The organism is Psychrobacillus sp. FSL K6-1267 (genome assembly GCF_038003265.1).
GTDB classification, from domain to species: Bacteria; Bacillota; Bacilli; order Bacillales_A; family Planococcaceae; genus Psychrobacillus; species Psychrobacillus faecigallinarum.
This window is the reverse complement of record NZ_JBBOOR010000001.1, coordinates 3,529,327-3,545,684: the sequence shown is the minus strand read 5'-3', so window position 1 is coordinate 3,545,684 and position 16,358 is coordinate 3,529,327. Positions and strand designations below refer to the sequence as shown.

The following is a 16,358-nucleotide window of genomic DNA, read 5'->3' as shown; positions in this document are numbered from 1 at the left end:
AGAGCTGTTAAAAGACTCACTTTTACTTTCATCAATTCCTACAGCTCAATACCCACTATTTCAAGCTAACTGTTTTTTATTTAGCTTACCTAAAGCGGTATATGGTAATTGATCGACGAACACTATTTCTTTTGGCAGTTGAAGACGAGAGACCCTTAGGCTAAGCCATTCTATTAAGATGTCCTTTGTTAAATGCTCAGTACTGCTCTTTAATTCTACATATGCTACTAATCTTTGGCCGTACTGCTCGTCAGGTATGCCAACAATAGCAACTTCCTCTACTGAGGGATGAAGTATTAATACTTGTTCCACTTCAATGGGATAAATATTGACTCCAGCAGAGATAACTAAATCGTCTGTTCTTCCACACAAGAAATAATAACCATTCGGATCTCTATAGCCCAAATCTCCGGTTTCTATCCAGGACGCACCTTTGTTTTTCATAGACCATTTATTTTTTATACAAAGCTGACCAACCTGTCCTTCCTTTAACGGCTTCCCGTTGTGGATGGTCTGTAGTCGCACTCCTTTAACCAATCGGCCGATAGTGTAAGAGGAGTATTGTAAATCCTGAGGAGTAGCAATTATATTAAGCCCTGCCTCCGACGTTCCATAAAGGTTGTACAATACTTGCCCTAATTTGTTGTTAACCTCAGCTATCAGCTTAGCATTTAGCTTGGCTCCACCTGAAGCAATACATTGTAGAGAGCTTAAGTCATTGGAAGAAACCTGAAGTAATTTATGAATCATAAGCGGAACGACTGTGATTACTTCGACCTTATGCTCACTAATAATTTTACTTGACTTTTCTGCTCGAAAGTTCTCGGAAATTATCGTTTTTTTCCCTAATGCAATAAACGTAAGCAATATAGCTATTCCATAACCATGGTATAGTGGCGTCGCTATATAAGCTGTTTGGTATTGCATTAACTTCAAGCGTTTTAAAAGGGTTAAAAACGGATTTAAGTAATTAAGAATAGAAGGTTTATGGATTGCTTCTTTAGGTGTACCAGTTGTGCCTCCAGTTAGTAAGACGAGACTACTTTTAGAGGACTTTTTGAGTGGTACTTCTCTCATTTTTATATTTTCATTAATATTGCTAGCAAAGTTACTAATAATAGCTTGATGGGATAGATGATGCTCGTCTATGAGTGAAAAGGCTTCTTCATCGTGTATGTATAAGTCAAAATTATAGGCATCAACCAATTGTTTAAACTGATTCTTACTTATATCAGGATTAAGTAAATAAATGTTCGCTCCAAGGCGAGAAACAGCAAAAATAGATTGCACAAAATAGTGATGATTCTTACAGAGAAAGGCAACTCGTAGCTCAGTGCCTATATGGTAATTGTTTTTTAAATAAATCGAAGCTACTTCGCATTGCTTAGCTAGTTGGCTATAAGTAAAGCTTTCCTTGTCACTGACTAACGCGATTTTATTTCCATATTTTTTTTCCGCCAGTCGCACTAAAACCATTAAGTTAATACCTTCTGTATAAATAGTAGAGATTAAACTAAATAATCCAAGAGGTGAGAGGAGGCCCATCTTCCATAATACTTGTAATAAGGAACCAATCATTTGTTCAACCCTCTTTTCAGTAAAAGCCTAGGTAATATTTTTTCCAAAATTCTTCGACCAATCAACGAACCAATCTGACCAATGAATAGCCACCATGGCTTATAGATTTTGTTTTTGGTATACATGGATTTCGCAATAATATTCGCTACATGAACTGGACTCATGGCAGGAGTATTCCGGTAAGCGGCAGTAGGCTCGATCATTGGAGTCTTCACTAATGGAAGATAAATGGAGGTAGTCGAGATACCTTTCCCGTTTAACTCTGGAGCAGCTGATCGAAACCATGTATCAAAGGCAGATTTAGATGCCTGGTAGGCTGCCCAAAAAGGTATAGGAAGAAGTAATGCATTAATGGTAGATACATTTATGATTTGTCCCTTATTCTTTTCTAATAAAGGAATTGTAGACAGGAGTAATTGAACCGGAGCAAAGTAATTAATAGCCATCGTTCGAGTATAATCATGATAACGTTCTAAGGATTTTTCAATGGATCGGTTGATTGATAATCCAGCATTGCTCACAATAATATCTATTCCATCAGGTTGTCGATGTAAAAAGTGTAACAGGTTGTCCATTTCTGCTATTTCTCTCAAATCGGCAGAAAAGACACTAACTTTGGCACTGGATTGTTCAATTTCTTTTTTTATTAATAATAGTTGCTCCTCGCGTCTGGCTACTAAAATGAGGTGGGCGTTTATATCTTTTAAAACAAACGCTAGCTCTTTTCCAATCCCCGAGCTGGCTCCAGTGATAAGAATTGTTTTACCTTCCAGCTTCCTATGAAGTTTTTTTTCATTCAAAAGAGTTGAACAAAACAACAATTTTTCTATATGGTTGTATCTATGCATTAAAACAATCCTTTTTTTATTAGAAAATTTAGATATTTATATTTTAACACTTGGATTATAAATAAAGTATAAATAAAATTAAAAGTTAAGAAATGTTGACTTCTAAGTTTTATATATGATATTATTATCTCGAATTAAAGATATATGAAGTTGAGGTAACTTTGGTGTATATCTCGAATTCGAAATATAAGGGTTAGAATATTTGGCGTTCTAAAACTAGGAGGCTAATAAGTATGAGTTTATGGAATAAACTTTTTGGACAAAATAACAAAGAAAAAGAAATAGGAGGAAAAGAAATGTTAAAAATAGGTATTATTTTAGGGTCAACTCGTGAAGGACGCTTAAGTCCACAAGTAGGTAACTGGGTGAAAGAATTAGCAGACAAACGTGGAGATGCTCAATATGAGATTATTGATATTGCTGACTTCAAACTTCCATTATTAGGGGAAGCTGGCGGAGACGCTTCAGGTGCTGCTGCTTGGTCTTCAAGAGTAGCTGATTGTGACGGATTCGTATTCATTGTTCAAGAATATAATCACTCTATTACTGGTGCATTGAAAAATGCTTTAGATTATCTTCGTGTAGAATGGAACAACAAAGCTGCAGGTATCGTATCTTACGGTTCAGTAGGTGGAGCTCGTGCAGCTGAACATTTACGCGGAATCTTAGGGGAATTACTAGTTGCAGATGTTCGCGTACACCCAGCTTTATCATTATTTACTGATTTTGAAAATGGTACTGATTTCAAACCAGCTGCAGTTCAAGCAGATTCTGTAAATCAAATGTTAGACCAAGTTATTCCTTGGGCAACTGCTCTAAAAACAATTCGATAATAAGAAAAGCGCAAGCGCCTATGTTTGCCCCGACAAGCAAATGGAGAAAAGTGAGGAGGCAGTTCCTCAGCCACCGGAGCTTTTAACCATTTGACCTCGAGGGGCAAGGCAGCTTTTCAGTAAAAAATCCACACTTCTAGAAAATAGAAGTGTGGATTTTTTCGTGTTTAAAATAGCGATAAGAATGACTTTTATTTGAGTATAGGTAATTCTTCAGGTGGATGAGATAATTGATAAGTGGAGCACAAATAACTGCGAACAAAAGAAGAATGTGTCATAGTAGAGAAAACTAGTATTATTTTTGCAAAAGGAGTTCCAAATGTCTTATTTAGAAATTGGGAGAATAACGATTCCTGCGATATGGATAATTGTAATAGGAGCAGTCTTTATAAGTTCTTTTCTCTATCGAGTTGCTTTAAAAGAAAAAGTAGGAGAATGGGTTAGTAATGCATTTTTTACTTATATTCTTGTGTGGAAGCTATCCTATATTTTATTTAACTTTTCGTTAGTTAGCCAAATGCCGCTATCAATCGTTTATTTTAATGGAGGAACCAAAGGGCATTTTCTTGGTATCCTTGCAGTAATTATCTATGTGATAGTTGTTGCTAAAAAGAAACCCCGGCTATATATGGAGGTACCGTATTTTCTGTTGTTATTTTTTGCTACTTATGAATTCATGAACAATATAGCAAACGAAAATATTATAATAGCTATACTATTTCTAGTAATTATCATAATCCAAATTGTTTTACATAGAAAAAAAGCAGAGTGGATGAGGGAAGCATTTACACTGTTATTTGTTGTTCAGCTTTTGCTAGTCACTATAAATGATTCGATCTTTTCCATCAAAGCCTTCACTTTTATAGGCTTTTATTTACTTTCAATGTGGATTAAATTTTTCAGAGAATAAGGCAGTTCCATTTAATGTGGGCTGCCTTTTTATTTGTTTGTTCCTTTGTATATAGACCGGACAGACTTCTTTGCAATTTAAGGTCATTATCTTCAACATATCTTATGGTAACTTTTGTATATAATACACGACTAATGCAAAAAGGGGGGACAATTATTTGAAGGTAGCACTTTTAGTGATGACAGCTGTCCTAAATCTGTTTTATTGGTCCGGAGAAGGGGAGAAGATAGCATCTATAAAGAAAAAAGAACAATTGGATCAGTCTGTGATTAGACAAAAACCACCGAAGCTAGCTGTCACTATAGGAGAAATCCCCATTAAAGTCTTTCTGTCTGGCTATGGATGGAGTTACAAAGATTCAAATGGTGATTGGATGACAGTAGAGACCCATGCTATAGAACCTACGAGTGTAAAGAATATAGAGAAAGCACCTGTTGTCGAGGTGGGAGAAAAAATGGAATTCACCTTTGAGATCGCTCCTCAAAGCTTTGAGGCTTTTCTATTAGAATCAGAAATTGGTCTAAAAGGGGAGCTATCCGAAATTAGTACTGGCGAACTGAAGGGAAGGGCTTCTTTTCAAGTAATCGCCGAGTGGGAGCAAGGAAGAGGTAGCTATTTGTTTTATGTAGATTTTCAATGAAGGAGCATTTGGATGATGCGTTTATTAATAATAGTCGTTCTATTGTTTGCTGGCTGTAATGTCGAGACTCCCCTCCAAGCTAAAACCTTTCAGACGTTTTATGAAGATGGAAGTACTGGACAAATGAAAACAATAGAAGACCAAGAAAAAGTCAATGAGTTCCTCCATTTAGTGAATGAGGTTGAATTTATACCGCATGAAGATCAGGAAGGAAGCGTTGGCTGGAGATACGCTGTTTACTTGTATGATGGAAAGACAGTTTTTAATACAGACTTATCTAATATCCAAAACCAAGTTTATCATTCCAAACCTAATATTATTCCATTGGTTGATACTTTTTATAAGGAGTTAAATATAGAAGAAAGCCCCATCACAGAATGATGAGGCTGGTTTGAACTATTAAGAAATAAAATATTGTTATCTTTTCGTACCTCGGAAGCCTGCTGCTTCAGCTTCTTCCTTGCTACAAAACATCTCTTCAGCAATTGTCATTTCGTAATATTGTTGTCCAGGTGTATGATAGATTTTTTCACCTTTAGAATTGATATTACCTTTAATCGTACAATCAGCATCGTTGTTTTTTGTTGAATCTGTTTCAGTAACTTTTTCTGACTCCTCAATCGCCTCTTTATCGTAGCCTCTATCTGTTACATAATTCTCGACAGACCATATGCCAACCGCTTGTTGTTGAGCGGACTTTTGAATAGATTCGAACCAGTCAACATGCATTGTATTCGGGGCGTATATATATGCCACCCGAGCAAGTCCTTCTTTTAATAATTCTTCTTGGACACTCTTGCCATCAGCAGTGTAAATGTAGGCGAGGAGACGATTATACTTATCTCTATAAGAGACGTCAAACTCTAAGAAGACCGTATCTTGTCCCTCTAGTAGCTGTTTCGTAAAATCCTTTGCCTCCTGTCCAAAAGGCTGTACTCCAAGCTTTGGATGATTAGTTTCAGGAGTGTCTACCAATAAAAAACGAACATTTTCATTTGCACCGTTGTATTTTATTTTAATCGTATCTCCATCAATCACGCTGACTAACGGAAATTCTTCAAATTTAGATATATCGTGAATGGTACCTGGTGACGTGACCTTTGTTGGTTCTTTTTCAGTTTGTTGAGTTTCCTCAGTTGGTCCTGTAAATGGAGTTTCTTCCACTAGTTCATCTATACTGCTGCATGCCCCTAACAAAATGGTTAAGGACAACAAATACATAATCCATATTTTCATATCAATTACCTCTCTCTTTCAATCGGTCACTATCTTAACATACAAATAAAAGGAAGAGGAAGAGAAAATGCAGAATACAGTACGTTAGACGTAGCTTTTTTCCATTAAAAATATATTTTATTTCCATTGAACGTTTTCTTTAAAAAGAGAGTCTAACAGATACGAAAGAGGGGGAGCGAAAATGGAGCACCTAGTTAGGAGAGCAATCGCTGGAGATGACGATGCTTTCTTACAGCTAATGCAAATACATCGTGATGTTTTATATAAAACAGCCTTCATCTATTTGAAAAATGAGCATGAAGTATTGGAGGCTCTTCAAGAGGTGACTTATCGAGCTTATACAAAGCGTCATCAAGTGAAGGAGTCATCTTTTTTTCAAACATGGCTTGTAAGAATACTGTTGAATTATTGCATGGATACATTGAAGAAACAAGGGAAGCTAGCATCCTTAAATGAATATGTAGAAAAAGAAGAAAATACTTCTAACCCAGATCTCAATTTAGCACTTCAAGCCCTGCCAACTGCACAGCGAGAGCTTATTCATTTAAAATACTTTAATGATTTAAAGGTTAGTGAAATAGCTAGAAGGCTAAAAATTCCAGAGGGGACAGTAAAATCAAGGTTACACCATACATTAAAGAAAATTCGTGTGTTCATGGGTGAGCGAGGGGGGGATATTTGATGAGCGGTATAAAAAAGGTACAGCAATTAATGGATCAGCAGATGGAGGTAATCCAGGTTAGTCAATCTACTGGAAGTGCCATATTAAATGGTATCAAGCTAGCCCAGAGAAAAAAACAACGCAAAACAAAAATAGTTTTTAGCTTATCAGCAGTAGCCGTGCTGTTCCTTGGCTTTACCTTTATGACCCGAATCTCTCCAGCCTTTGCTCAGGTTTTTGAGAGCATACCTGGCTTAGGTGCTATTGTAGCAATTATTGAATACGACAGAGGGGTAGAAGACAGTGTTCAAAATAACTATTTTGAGGAAATTGGTGTATCCAACACAGAAAACGAGGTTACCTTTACATTAGACGGTGTCATTGCAGATGAAACTGGAATGTTACTTTCCTATACCCTAGAGTCTCCTCAATCCGTTAATGATTATCGCTTAGGTAATATTGTACTGCTACAGAATGAGGAAGAGTTGGGTCTTGTATATGTAACTTCAAATTTTGCGCAAGATGAACAAACCAATGAAATAAAGAACACGATTAGAATTTCTGATCCGAGTAGTGTAATCGATTATTCTAATCCATCCTTTGAATTAGAAGTGTCCGTTATAGGGCAGGAGGAACTAAAATTTGTAATACCTTTTACATTAAATAATAAAATAGCAAAACCAAAGAAATATAATATTAATCAAGAGGTGGTAGTAGCTGGGCAAAAGTTTACGGTTGAACAAGTGAAATTTTCACCCTTGCATGCTGCTATTGAGATAGAAACAGATAACCAAAACGATATGGTCATTTTTGATTTCCTTTCCATTGAATTGCAAGATGGAGATGGGGATATGTGGGGAAATGGATCTTCTTCCATTAGTGGTTTTGGGAGTGCAGATAATACGAAAAGAACGTTTTTTTTGGAAAGCAGTTATTTTCAGGAACCAAAAGAGTTATTTTTAGTCATTGGTGATTTAGTCGCTTTACCAAAGGAAGAGCGAGAGGTCGTCATAGATTTTGATAAAAAAGAGGTTGTTTCTATGTCCGAGCAGTATCCGTTACAGCTTGAAAATATAAGCGAAGAAGGATTCGCAGTAAGACTAGATGAACATATACATTATAAGCACACTCTTTTTAATAATGGATTAGATACAAATGGAAAGAATATTGTGCTAAGCGTATCTAATAGATTCTCTGATACGGAGAATTTTCAAGTATTTACCTTAGAAAAAGGAATGTATGAAAATCCAGTGACCTTTGAATTGCAGGGATATCCTAATTATTTGGAGAATGATATAAGCATCAAGATAAAATAGGATGATAAGTAATGGAAGATATAAAAATAAAAAAACTTTTATGGATGTTTCCGATCGTGTTTCTTCTTCATGATGTAGAGGAAATTTTGACAGTAGAGAAATTTATTCTGCCACTTCCCTTTCAAGTAACAGAAGAAGAATTTGCGCTTGCCTTTAGCTTGCTATGGGTGATTGTTACTGTGGGATGTTTAGTCACTGCAGCAAATAAAAGATTTTTAGGGATGGCTCTTAGTTCATTTTTAATGCTGATGGTTGGAGGAATTTTTTTAGCGAATGGAATTGGTCATGTACTTCAAGGTATTTTTTTTCAAAGGTATGTGCCCGGCCTAATTACTGCGGTTATACTTTTAATACCGTTTTGCGTATATAGTATACGTGTATTGCTAATAACTAAAATGATTAAGGGAAAACAATTACCTCTATATATAATGCTCGGATTTATATTACAAACCCCTTTTGCTTTTACAGCCTTATTGATAGCAAAGTATTTGCTAAGTTAAAAATTAATACCATTTAGTTTCTTTTTATGGGATAATTAGGTAAAAATATTCAGGAGGTTATATGGCACTTTTATTAGGAGTTTTATCTATGCTGTGTGGTTCTCTTTTGATGTCTGTAAAGGTTGAAATGCTTGATAATTCGTTCTTAATGGTTTACGGGGTGGGGCTATTTTTTTTAGGTGCAATGGTACTTAGCTCGAGGAAAACAAGGAGAGTAAAGAAGCCTGTTAACTCCAAAATAATTCGTATATTCATGCTAATTTTGGGGCCAGTCATTGTGCTAAGCGGAGTTTTATTAGGGGAATATCTTTTAATATACTTAGGTTCTTTACTATTTTTATTTGGAGCTATCTTTTTTATCCTGAAAATCGAGCTTTTGGAATGGAATGTTAAGCCACTAGTAATATGCAAATATATGATTATTTTTGGAATGATTATTGTGGTGAGTACAATTATAGGATTGCAAAATGAAAGCTTAAGGTCCTTTGGGGTCATTCAGTTAATATTAGGCGTTATTTTTGCCTTGATTGAAAGCGTGAAGGAAATAAAACCGCCTGCTAAGCAAATGCCATCTTAAGCAAAATAATATATTTTTTCTCCGAATGAGGGTACGCTAAATGTGTAAGGAAAAATGTGTACATAAGGAGAGATTCGCATGCAAGCAATTAAAGGGAAAACGGCATTGATTACTGGTGCAGGTCGAGGCATCGGTCGTGCAACAGCCTTAGCATTCGCTAAAGAGGGAATCAACCTTGGACTTTTGGGAAGATCAATAGAAAATTTAGAGGCAGTTGCAAGTGAATTGCAATCGTACGGTGTGAAGGTTTCTTTAGCTACTGCAGACGTTTCCAATATGGAATCTGTGAATGCTGCAGTTGAGAAAATTCGTGGCGAGCTAGGTCCAATTGAAATTTTAGTAAACAATGCTGGGATTTCAAAGTTTGGCAAGTTTCTTGAAGTAGACCCAGAAGATTGGGCTAAAATCATTCAAGTGAATGTCATGGGTGTTTACTATGTAACAAGAGCAGTATTACCAGATATGATTGAAAAAAATGCAGGAGATATTATCAATATTTCTTCTACTGCTGGCCAAAAAGGTGCTCCAGTCACAAGTGCTTATAGCGCCTCAAAAGCAGCAGTTATCGCACTAAGTGAATCATTAATGCTAGAAGTAAGAAAGCAAAATATCCGTGTAGTAACATTGACACCAAGTACTGTCGCAACAGATATGGCAGTTGAATTAAATCTTACAGATGGCAATCCAGAAAAAGTTATGCAACCAGAAGACATTGCTGACTTCATGGTAGCCCAGCTGAAGATGAATCCAAGAATTCTACTGAAATCAGCTGGATTATGGTCAACTAATCCATAAATCTTAAATGAAGATCGTGATGAAAATCACGATCTTTTTTGTTTACGACAATATTGATATGGATTACTACAATCCCCCAATAGATTACGACAATACAGGCTTGAATTACGACAATCATTGCTTGGATTACGACAATCACTCCTCGAATTACTACAATCCCCTCAAAGTGAATTTCATTAAAACTATTTCTTTATTAATGTATAAAAAAAATCATAAATATGGAATATTCTGATTCAATCTAGCATATAAATAAGTAGGTTTGTGTTTTTCTATAAAAGGGAGGAGACTTAAGAGCTAAATTATGTTCAAGCAACCTATTCCATAGGGGAAATTAATAGACAAGCATAGGGAAGATAGATAAAAAATATGAGATTACAAAATGGGGGACAATCTTGGTTAAATTAAATAAGCTTGGGATCATCTTGACTTCATCTGCATTGACCGTTGGATTATTTTCTACTACTGCTAGCGCGGCAACTACGGGATTGGGGCAGCCGGATAAACCGTTAGTTCAGGTAGCATCTTCAGAGGTTGTTTATACGAAGGAAGATTTGATTAAAAAGTTTCGCTCGTATTTTCCAAAGCAATTTGATTCATTAAAAAGTAGTGACTTTCAAATGAGTAGTGGCAGCTATTACTTCCCAGAGGATGAGACAACTCGATACAATCTAAGCTTTACTCAAACGGTTGAAGGAAAAAGAGTATATGGCAACGTGGGATTTGTTGGTGAAAATTTAGACATCGAACATTACTCGTACTCACCACCAATTGGATCGGATGCCTTATTTCCAGCGAAGGTTTCCAAGGATGAAGCAAGAAAATTAGCAGAAGACTTCGTTAAGAGTTTGTTGAAGGAAGACTCATACAAGTTAGAAAGTGATAACAATTATTATTATCCAACTCGCATTTTAACAGAGCCTATTAATTATTCCTTCTCCTTCTCAAAAACCAAAAATGATATTTCAATATCGGATAACCGCGTGGAAGTGACGATTCTTGGAAATGGTCAAATCACTAATTTTTACAAATATCCATCCAAACAAGAAAAGAACACTTTTGACGAAGTAAAAAACATTAAGTCTGAAAAGGATATATTAAGTAAATTAAAAGAAAATGTTAAAGTAGAGCTTCAATATCAGGTGAATGTGGATTACCAGTCAGGAGAGCGCACGGTTAAGCTGATTTATCAACCAACGGGTAATTTTATTGGGGTCCATGCTTCAACTGGCAAATGGTTAACTGCAAATGGATTGACAGATAAATTTCCTTCAAAGACAAAGGTTACAAAGATTGTAGAGAAACCTCTACCTGCAAAACAAAAGGGAATAACGGTAGAGGAAGCTAAAAAAGTTGCAGAAAAGCTCCTACAAAATAAATCAGATAAATTGAAGCTAAGCATCCAATCAATTGATGAGATTGAAAATTATAATGGTCAGACTGTTTACAGCATTCAGTACATGTATAACCACAAAAATGGTGGAAGTGGTGCTAGTATTGAGATTAATAAAGCTACTGGAGAAATTGTTCAATATCATAATATGATGGGATATTTACTTCAAGAGCTAGGAGAAAAGCAAGCGGTAGCAAAGCCAATTTCTCAAAAGGAAGCCTTAGCGAAAGCAACAGCTTTTATCAAAGAATGGATTCCTTCTTCCTTGCATAACTTTAGCATGCCAGTTGACGAGCCATACTATGATGAAGGAATGGGAACATATAACTTCTCCTTCCCTCGAGTAGTAAATGGAATACTAGTAAATGGAGATATGATTAATGTAGGTGTTTCTGCAGATGGCTCACTAAGCAGCCTATATGTAAATGAACAAAAAATAGATGAGTGGCCTTCTGTAAAGGATGTACTTCCTGAGAAAGAGGCAATGGCAATCTTAAGTAGTTCTTTAAAGGTAAAGTTAAATTATACAAAGCAAATGCAAAAGAAGGATAATAAGCATTATGATTTACTGTATGTGCCTGTCTACAACGATAGCCTTTACAGTACACTAGATGCTAAGACCGGTAAATGGAGCAGCCTATATGGAGAGCAAAGCTCAGTGGTTGTTTCACACCCGACTGCTGAGGAAGAACTCAATTACTTAATTAGCACGAAGATTTTAGATGTGAAGGATGCCAAAACCTTTAATGGAGATGCTGCTATTTCAAAAGGTGATGCACTTAAAATTCTGATGAATTCTCTCACCTACTTCTATGAGGGAAGATATTATTATGAAAATGAAGCAATGGAGCAAACGTTTGATAATATCGATCCAAAGCATCCATTATATCAAGTAATTGAAAGAGCGGTTGGATCTGAAATTCTGAACGTAGAAGGCAAAAAATTTGATGTAGACTCACCAGTAACAAGAGAAGAACTTTCTACATGGTATATTAGAGTACTCGGCTTAGAGCATGCTGCAAAGCACTATGATATATACAAGGTAGACTTCGCTGATACAAAAAATATAAATCCTGATTACATTGGATATGTCGCTCTAGCAAATAAATACGGGCTATTTGAGACATCTAAAAATCAATTTAATCCTAAGCAAGAAGTGACATATGCGGAAATGTCGGTTTCTACTATTCGTCTAGCTCATGAGATTGCTAAAAAGGGAAGATATATTAATTATTAAATAATGCGAGCCCTCGTGTAAGCGAGGGTTTTTATTGTGGTCAGAGGTTTAAAATATTTACAATTGGGGTTGTTATAAAATGAATAAATGGATTACTTTTGATTTGGATGGAACCATTATGCAAAACCCTTATGTTAGTCATGTGTTTCCAGAGATACAGCGTATCATCCATGAGAAAAAGAGAGATTCTGTAGATTGTGTAGAAGCATTTATCCTAGAGCATCAAACTCTATTGAGCCAGGGAAAATTTGTTGAGGCATATGACTGGGAACAAATTGTGAATTCATATACTAATAGCATAAACCTGAACCTCCCGATTAATGTGGAAGAGATAGTGAAAAAATATTGTATGCCAACCTCAATCTATCTCTTAGAAGAAGGAATTATAGAAGTTCTGCAGGAGTTAAAGCGAAGGGGATATTCACTGGCAGTTATAACAAATGGTTATTTAAAGTATCAGCTGCCTGTATTGGATGCTTTAGGGCTTACTGCATGTTTTGATAAAATAATTACCCCTGATACAGCTGGCTATGCTAAGCCAGATACAAGGGTGTTTAAGGAGCTTCAAGCAGTTGTAGCACATATAGGAGATCGAATTGATCACGATATTATTCCAGCAAACCAGACGGGAGTAAGGACTGTATGGATCAATAGGAGCCTACCAAACCACTTCAAGCAAGTAAAGTCCAATGCAAGAGCGGGATCTGAAGGAATGGAGGATATTCTCCTAGCTAAGCTCGCAAAGGAATCAAATAATAATGTAATATCTCTCCCAAGCGAAGCTATCCCAACACACGTAATTTTTAGTATTACTGAGCTTTTGGATATTTTGACATAAGCCTCACTGTATTTGAGAAAAATTAATTAATTGCACTTATTAACAAAGATTGGTAATTTATATATTAGAAAATTAGAGTGGGGAGTAAGGGATATGGAGCAATTCATTCAACCGATTCAATACAACATCCTAAAGGAACAAGCAAAAAAGTTAGTGAATGGGCTTGGAGTTACTAAGGATAAAGCAGTTATCAAAGCTTTAAAGGAACTTGTCCAAGAAAAAAACAGTGAGGCCTTTACGGATTTAAACAAAGAACAGAAGCTATTAATCGATAAAATTTTAGACCTAGAGAACAAGGAACAGTTAGAAGCCTTTTTAAAAGAACTAAGAACTTTAGTAATTCCTTTTCCAGAGGTTTCGGAGCATACGATAAAAAAATTCTTTCCAAAGGATAAAAAACTAAAGGCCCCTAAACAAAGCGTAGAAGAAAGAATTGGTTCAGTCTATTTCTGTATCACCGATAATGGTACTAATCGAAAGTATATAATATACGAAAAAGATGGCCAATTACATGGAAGACGTGGAACATATGGTAACCAAGTGAAAAAAGGAATTTGTGCCATCTGTAATCACCTCGAAGACGTCACTATGTTTATGGTGAGTTCGAAAAAAGGAAATGAAGGAACATTTACGAAACAAGGAAATACCATTTGCGTGGATAGCATACGATGTAACGAAAATATCACAGACGCCTCTAAGCTAACAGAATTTTTAAGTGGTTTGAAATAATTTGAAATGCTCTTTGATGGAAGAAACTTTGTCAAAGAGCATTTTTTAGATGAAGGAGTAAGAGAAAAGATAATTCTTTTTAGGAGTTGGCATGAATTTCATTGCCTGCTCCTTTTTTCTGTTCTTTAATGTGGGACTAGACAATATACATGGTGTATAGGAATTATTGAGTGTGATAAAAGAGGTGCAAAGGGGATAAAAAGTATGTTTTCTAGGTTTTTTTCTAAGCAGAAGTTACGCATCTTCGCCCCTGTAAGTGGGGAGGTACTTTCTTTAGATGATGTTCCAGATCCGGTGTTTAGTCAAAGGATGCTAGGAGATGGAGTAGCCATCATGCCAAGTGGAGGAAATATTCTTGCTCCTTGTAGTGGGACAATTATACATCTTGCTAACACAAAGCATGCTATTGGTCTACGAACAGACGATAATACAGAGCTTCTGATCCATGTTGGATTGGAAACTGTTTCCTTAGGGGGACAAGGCTTTACTGCTTGTGTAAAAGCAGGGGATAAGGTGGAAAAAGGTCAGCTGCTACTAAAGGTGGATTGGGATTTTCTACAGGAGAATGCCGCCAGTCTGGTGACACCTCTTGTCATAACTAATAGTGCAGAAAAGACTGTTCAATTAGAACAAGTACAACATTGCGAACAGGGGAAAACGGTTTTGATGACCACTTTCTCCAATTGAACAAATTAAAAGAAATTTGGAGGTGAGCAGAGCTAGTTAATTGTTTTGGCTTAAGCAATCATTTTAAAGATTCCCTAAATCTATAAGGAGAATAGGAGATGTTAAACAATGAAAAGCTATATTCAAAGGCTCGGTCGTTCATTAATGCTTCCAGTAGCTGTATTGCCCGCTGCGGCTATATTGCTGGGGGTAGGTTATTGGCTGGATCCAACTGGCTGGGGAAGTGGTAATGTAGTTGCAGCTTTCCTTATTAAAGCAGGAGGAGCAATTTTAGATAATTTAGCAGTCCTGTTTGCGGTCGGAGTTGCAATTGGACTTTCCAAGGAAAGAGACGGCGCAGCAGCGCTTAGTGGTTTGGTTGCATTTTTAGTCGTAACGACTATGCTATCTCCAGGTACAGTTTCCTTGCTCCAAGGAATTGATGTAGGCGAGGTAGATGCATCATTTGAAAAAGTGAATAATGCATTTATAGGGATACTTTCAGGAATTATAGCTGCAGCTATGTTCAATCGCTTCAGTCATGTAAAGCTGCCGGACTTCCTTGCTTTCTTCAGTGGTAAGCGAATGGTGCCAATCGTTACTTCGTTTGTGATGCTTGCTGTTTCCGTAGCACTATTCTTTATTTGGCCAATTGTTTACGGAGGATTGGTTTCATTTGGAGAAACTATCAGCGGATTAGGTGCAGCAGGAGCAGGGCTGTATGGATTCTTTAATCGCCTTTTAATCCCAACCGGCTTACATCACGCGTTAAACGCTGTTTTTTGGTTTGATACGATTGGAATAAGTGACATTAAAAATTTCTGGTCGAGCTCTGGTGTCAAGGGCGTAACAGGAATGTATCAAGCGGGCTTCTTCCCAATTATGATGTTCGGTTTACCAGCAGCCGCTTTGGCTATGTACCATACTGCTAAAACAAAGCGTAAAAAACAAGCTGCCTCTTTAATGCTTGCAGCTGGATTTGCCTCATTCTTTACAGGCGTAACAGAGCCTCTTGAGTTTGCCTTTATGTTCTTAGCACCAGCATTATATGTGGTTCATGCAGCTTTGACAGGTTTGTCTTTATTTATTGCAGCTTCCTTCCAGTGGACAGCAGGCTTTGGATTTAGTGCTGGATTTATCGATTATTTCTTAAGCTTGAGCATTCCAATCGCAAATCAACCTTATATGCTGATTGTCCAAGGGCTAGTATTTGCGGTCATCTACTACTTCTTATTCCGTTTCTTAATCGTCAAATTCAATTTGAAAACTCCAGGAAGAGAAGATGATGAAGTTGAACAAGTTGAGGAAACATCAACTACTGACAATAAATTTGCAACGATGGCGACTAAAATATTTGCTGGTCTTGGTGGCAAGTCAAATGTAACATCAGTAGAGCATTGTGCTACTCGCTTACGCGTTGAAGTTAGAGATATGGACCAAGTGGATCAAATGAAAATAAAGTCATCAGGAATACATGGTATTAATGTTGTCGGTCCGAAAAGCATTCAAGTAATTGTTGGCACAAGCGTGCAGTTTGTCGCTGATGAAGTAGATAAACTTCGAAAATAAAGGTTGAAATTTGGCGTATCCAGTAAATTAGAAGT

18 protein-coding genes are annotated in these 16,358 nt (G+C 36.5%); 14 read left to right on the top strand and 4 right to left on the bottom strand.

What is annotated here, in order from left to right; translation table 11 throughout:
* Nucleotides 1–60 precede the first annotated feature (60 nt).
* The gene (locus tag MHB55_RS18185; RefSeq protein WP_191697858.1) at nt 61–1,578 is read right to left on the bottom strand and encodes an AMP-binding protein; all 1,518 of its coding nucleotides are present in this window, start codon (nt 1,576–1,578) and stop codon (nt 61–63) included.
* Nucleotides 1,575–2,426 (bottom strand): SDR family NAD(P)-dependent oxidoreductase, encoded by an 852-nt coding sequence (locus MHB55_RS18180; protein ID WP_191697857.1) that lies wholly within the window; start codon nt 2,424–2,426, stop codon nt 1,575–1,577. The genes MHB55_RS18185 and MHB55_RS18180 overlap by 4 nt, the downstream gene beginning before the upstream one ends.
* Nucleotides 2,427–2,659: 233 nt before the next feature.
* Here MHB55_RS18180 and MHB55_RS18175 point away from each other — a divergent pair, with 233 nt between their 5' ends.
* The 4 genes from MHB55_RS18175 to MHB55_RS18160 all read left to right on the top strand — a co-directional run bounded on the left by MHB55_RS18175 (nt 2,660) and on the right by MHB55_RS18160 (nt 5,190).
* The gene (locus MHB55_RS18175; RefSeq protein ID WP_144540720.1) at nt 2,660–3,259 is read left to right on the top strand and encodes an NADPH-dependent FMN reductase; all 600 of its coding nucleotides are present in this window, start codon (nt 2,660–2,662) and stop codon (nt 3,257–3,259) included.
* A 319-nt stretch (nt 3,260–3,578) separates the two neighbouring features.
* Nucleotides 3,579–4,169 carry a hypothetical protein gene (locus MHB55_RS18170; RefSeq protein WP_144540723.1) on the top strand — a complete coding sequence of 197 codons (591 nt, stop codon included), beginning with the start codon at nt 3,579–3,581 and terminating at the stop codon, nt 4,167–4,169.
* Nucleotides 4,170–4,326: 157 nt separating this feature from the next.
* Nucleotides 4,327–4,809, top strand: a complete 483-nt coding sequence (locus MHB55_RS18165) for a hypothetical protein (protein WP_191697855.1) — start codon at nt 4,327–4,329, stop codon at nt 4,807–4,809.
* A 12-nt stretch (nt 4,810–4,821) separates the two neighbouring features.
* Complete coding sequence (locus MHB55_RS18160) at nt 4,822–5,190, top strand: hypothetical protein (RefSeq protein ID WP_151112637.1); 369 nt, start codon at nt 4,822–4,824, stop codon at nt 5,188–5,190.
* A 36-nt stretch (nt 5,191–5,226) separates the two neighbouring features.
* Here MHB55_RS18160 and MHB55_RS18155 read toward each other — a convergent pair whose 3' ends face one another.
* Nucleotides 5,227–6,045 (bottom strand): thermonuclease family protein, encoded by an 819-nt coding sequence (locus tag MHB55_RS18155; RefSeq protein ID WP_340863791.1) that lies wholly within the window; start codon nt 6,043–6,045, stop codon nt 5,227–5,229.
* Between the two features lie 181 nt (nt 6,046–6,226).
* Here MHB55_RS18155 and MHB55_RS18150 point away from each other — a divergent pair, with 181 nt between their 5' ends.
* The 5 genes from MHB55_RS18150 to MHB55_RS18130 all read left to right on the top strand — a co-directional run bounded on the left by MHB55_RS18150 (nt 6,227) and on the right by MHB55_RS18130 (nt 9,894).
* Nucleotides 6,227–6,727, top strand: coding sequence for a sigma-70 family RNA polymerase sigma factor (locus tag MHB55_RS18150; RefSeq protein ID WP_154309913.1), 501 nt, complete (start codon nt 6,227–6,229; stop codon nt 6,725–6,727).
* The gene (locus MHB55_RS18145) at nt 6,727–8,022 is read left to right on the top strand and encodes a DUF4179 domain-containing protein (RefSeq protein ID WP_340863790.1); all 1,296 of its coding nucleotides are present in this window, start codon (nt 6,727–6,729) and stop codon (nt 8,020–8,022) included. The genes MHB55_RS18150 and MHB55_RS18145 overlap by 1 nt, the downstream gene beginning before the upstream one ends.
* An 11-nt stretch (nt 8,023–8,033) precedes the next feature.
* Nucleotides 8,034–8,522 (top strand): HXXEE domain-containing protein, encoded by a 489-nt coding sequence (locus tag MHB55_RS18140; protein WP_340863789.1) that lies wholly within the window; start codon nt 8,034–8,036, stop codon nt 8,520–8,522.
* Between the two features lie 61 nt (nt 8,523–8,583).
* The gene (locus MHB55_RS18135; protein WP_340863788.1) at nt 8,584–9,099 is read left to right on the top strand and encodes a hypothetical protein; all 516 of its coding nucleotides are present in this window, start codon (nt 8,584–8,586) and stop codon (nt 9,097–9,099) included.
* A gap of 78 nt (nt 9,100–9,177) precedes the next feature.
* On the top strand, nt 9,178–9,894 hold the full coding sequence (locus MHB55_RS18130; protein ID WP_144540746.1) for a 3-ketoacyl-ACP reductase: 717 nt from the start codon (nt 9,178–9,180) through the stop codon (nt 9,892–9,894).
* On the opposite strand, the gene MHB55_RS18125 is transcribed toward MHB55_RS18130, so the two are convergent.
* Complete coding sequence (locus MHB55_RS18125; RefSeq protein ID WP_340863787.1) at nt 9,884–10,033, bottom strand: hypothetical protein; 150 nt, start codon at nt 10,031–10,033, stop codon at nt 9,884–9,886. The genes MHB55_RS18130 and MHB55_RS18125 overlap by 11 nt on opposite strands.
* A gap of 253 nt (nt 10,034–10,286) precedes the next feature.
* Here MHB55_RS18125 and MHB55_RS18120 point away from each other — a divergent pair, with 253 nt between their 5' ends.
* From MHB55_RS18120 to nagE, 5 genes are all read left to right on the top strand, one after another.
* Nucleotides 10,287–12,521 (top strand): PepSY1/2 domain-containing protein, encoded by a 2,235-nt coding sequence (locus MHB55_RS18120; protein ID WP_144540749.1) that lies wholly within the window; start codon nt 10,287–10,289, stop codon nt 12,519–12,521.
* Between the two features lie 79 nt (nt 12,522–12,600).
* Nucleotides 12,601–13,359 (top strand): HAD family hydrolase, encoded by a 759-nt coding sequence (locus tag MHB55_RS18115; RefSeq protein WP_340863786.1) that lies wholly within the window; start codon nt 12,601–12,603, stop codon nt 13,357–13,359.
* 93 nt (nt 13,360–13,452) lie between these two features.
* On the top strand, nt 13,453–14,088 hold the full coding sequence (locus tag MHB55_RS18110) for a FusB/FusC family EF-G-binding protein (RefSeq protein ID WP_144540755.1): 636 nt from the start codon (nt 13,453–13,455) through the stop codon (nt 14,086–14,088).
* Between the two features lie 204 nt (nt 14,089–14,292).
* Entirely contained in the window at nt 14,293–14,775 is a 483-nt protein-coding gene (locus MHB55_RS18105) for a PTS sugar transporter subunit IIA (RefSeq protein ID WP_340863785.1), read from the top strand.
* Nucleotides 14,776–14,883: 108 nt separating this feature from the next.
* Nucleotides 14,884–16,323, top strand: a complete 1,440-nt coding sequence (gene nagE / locus MHB55_RS18100; protein ID WP_151112649.1) for an N-acetylglucosamine-specific PTS transporter subunit IIBC — start codon at nt 14,884–14,886, stop codon at nt 16,321–16,323.
* Nucleotides 16,324–16,358 lie beyond the last annotated feature (35 nt).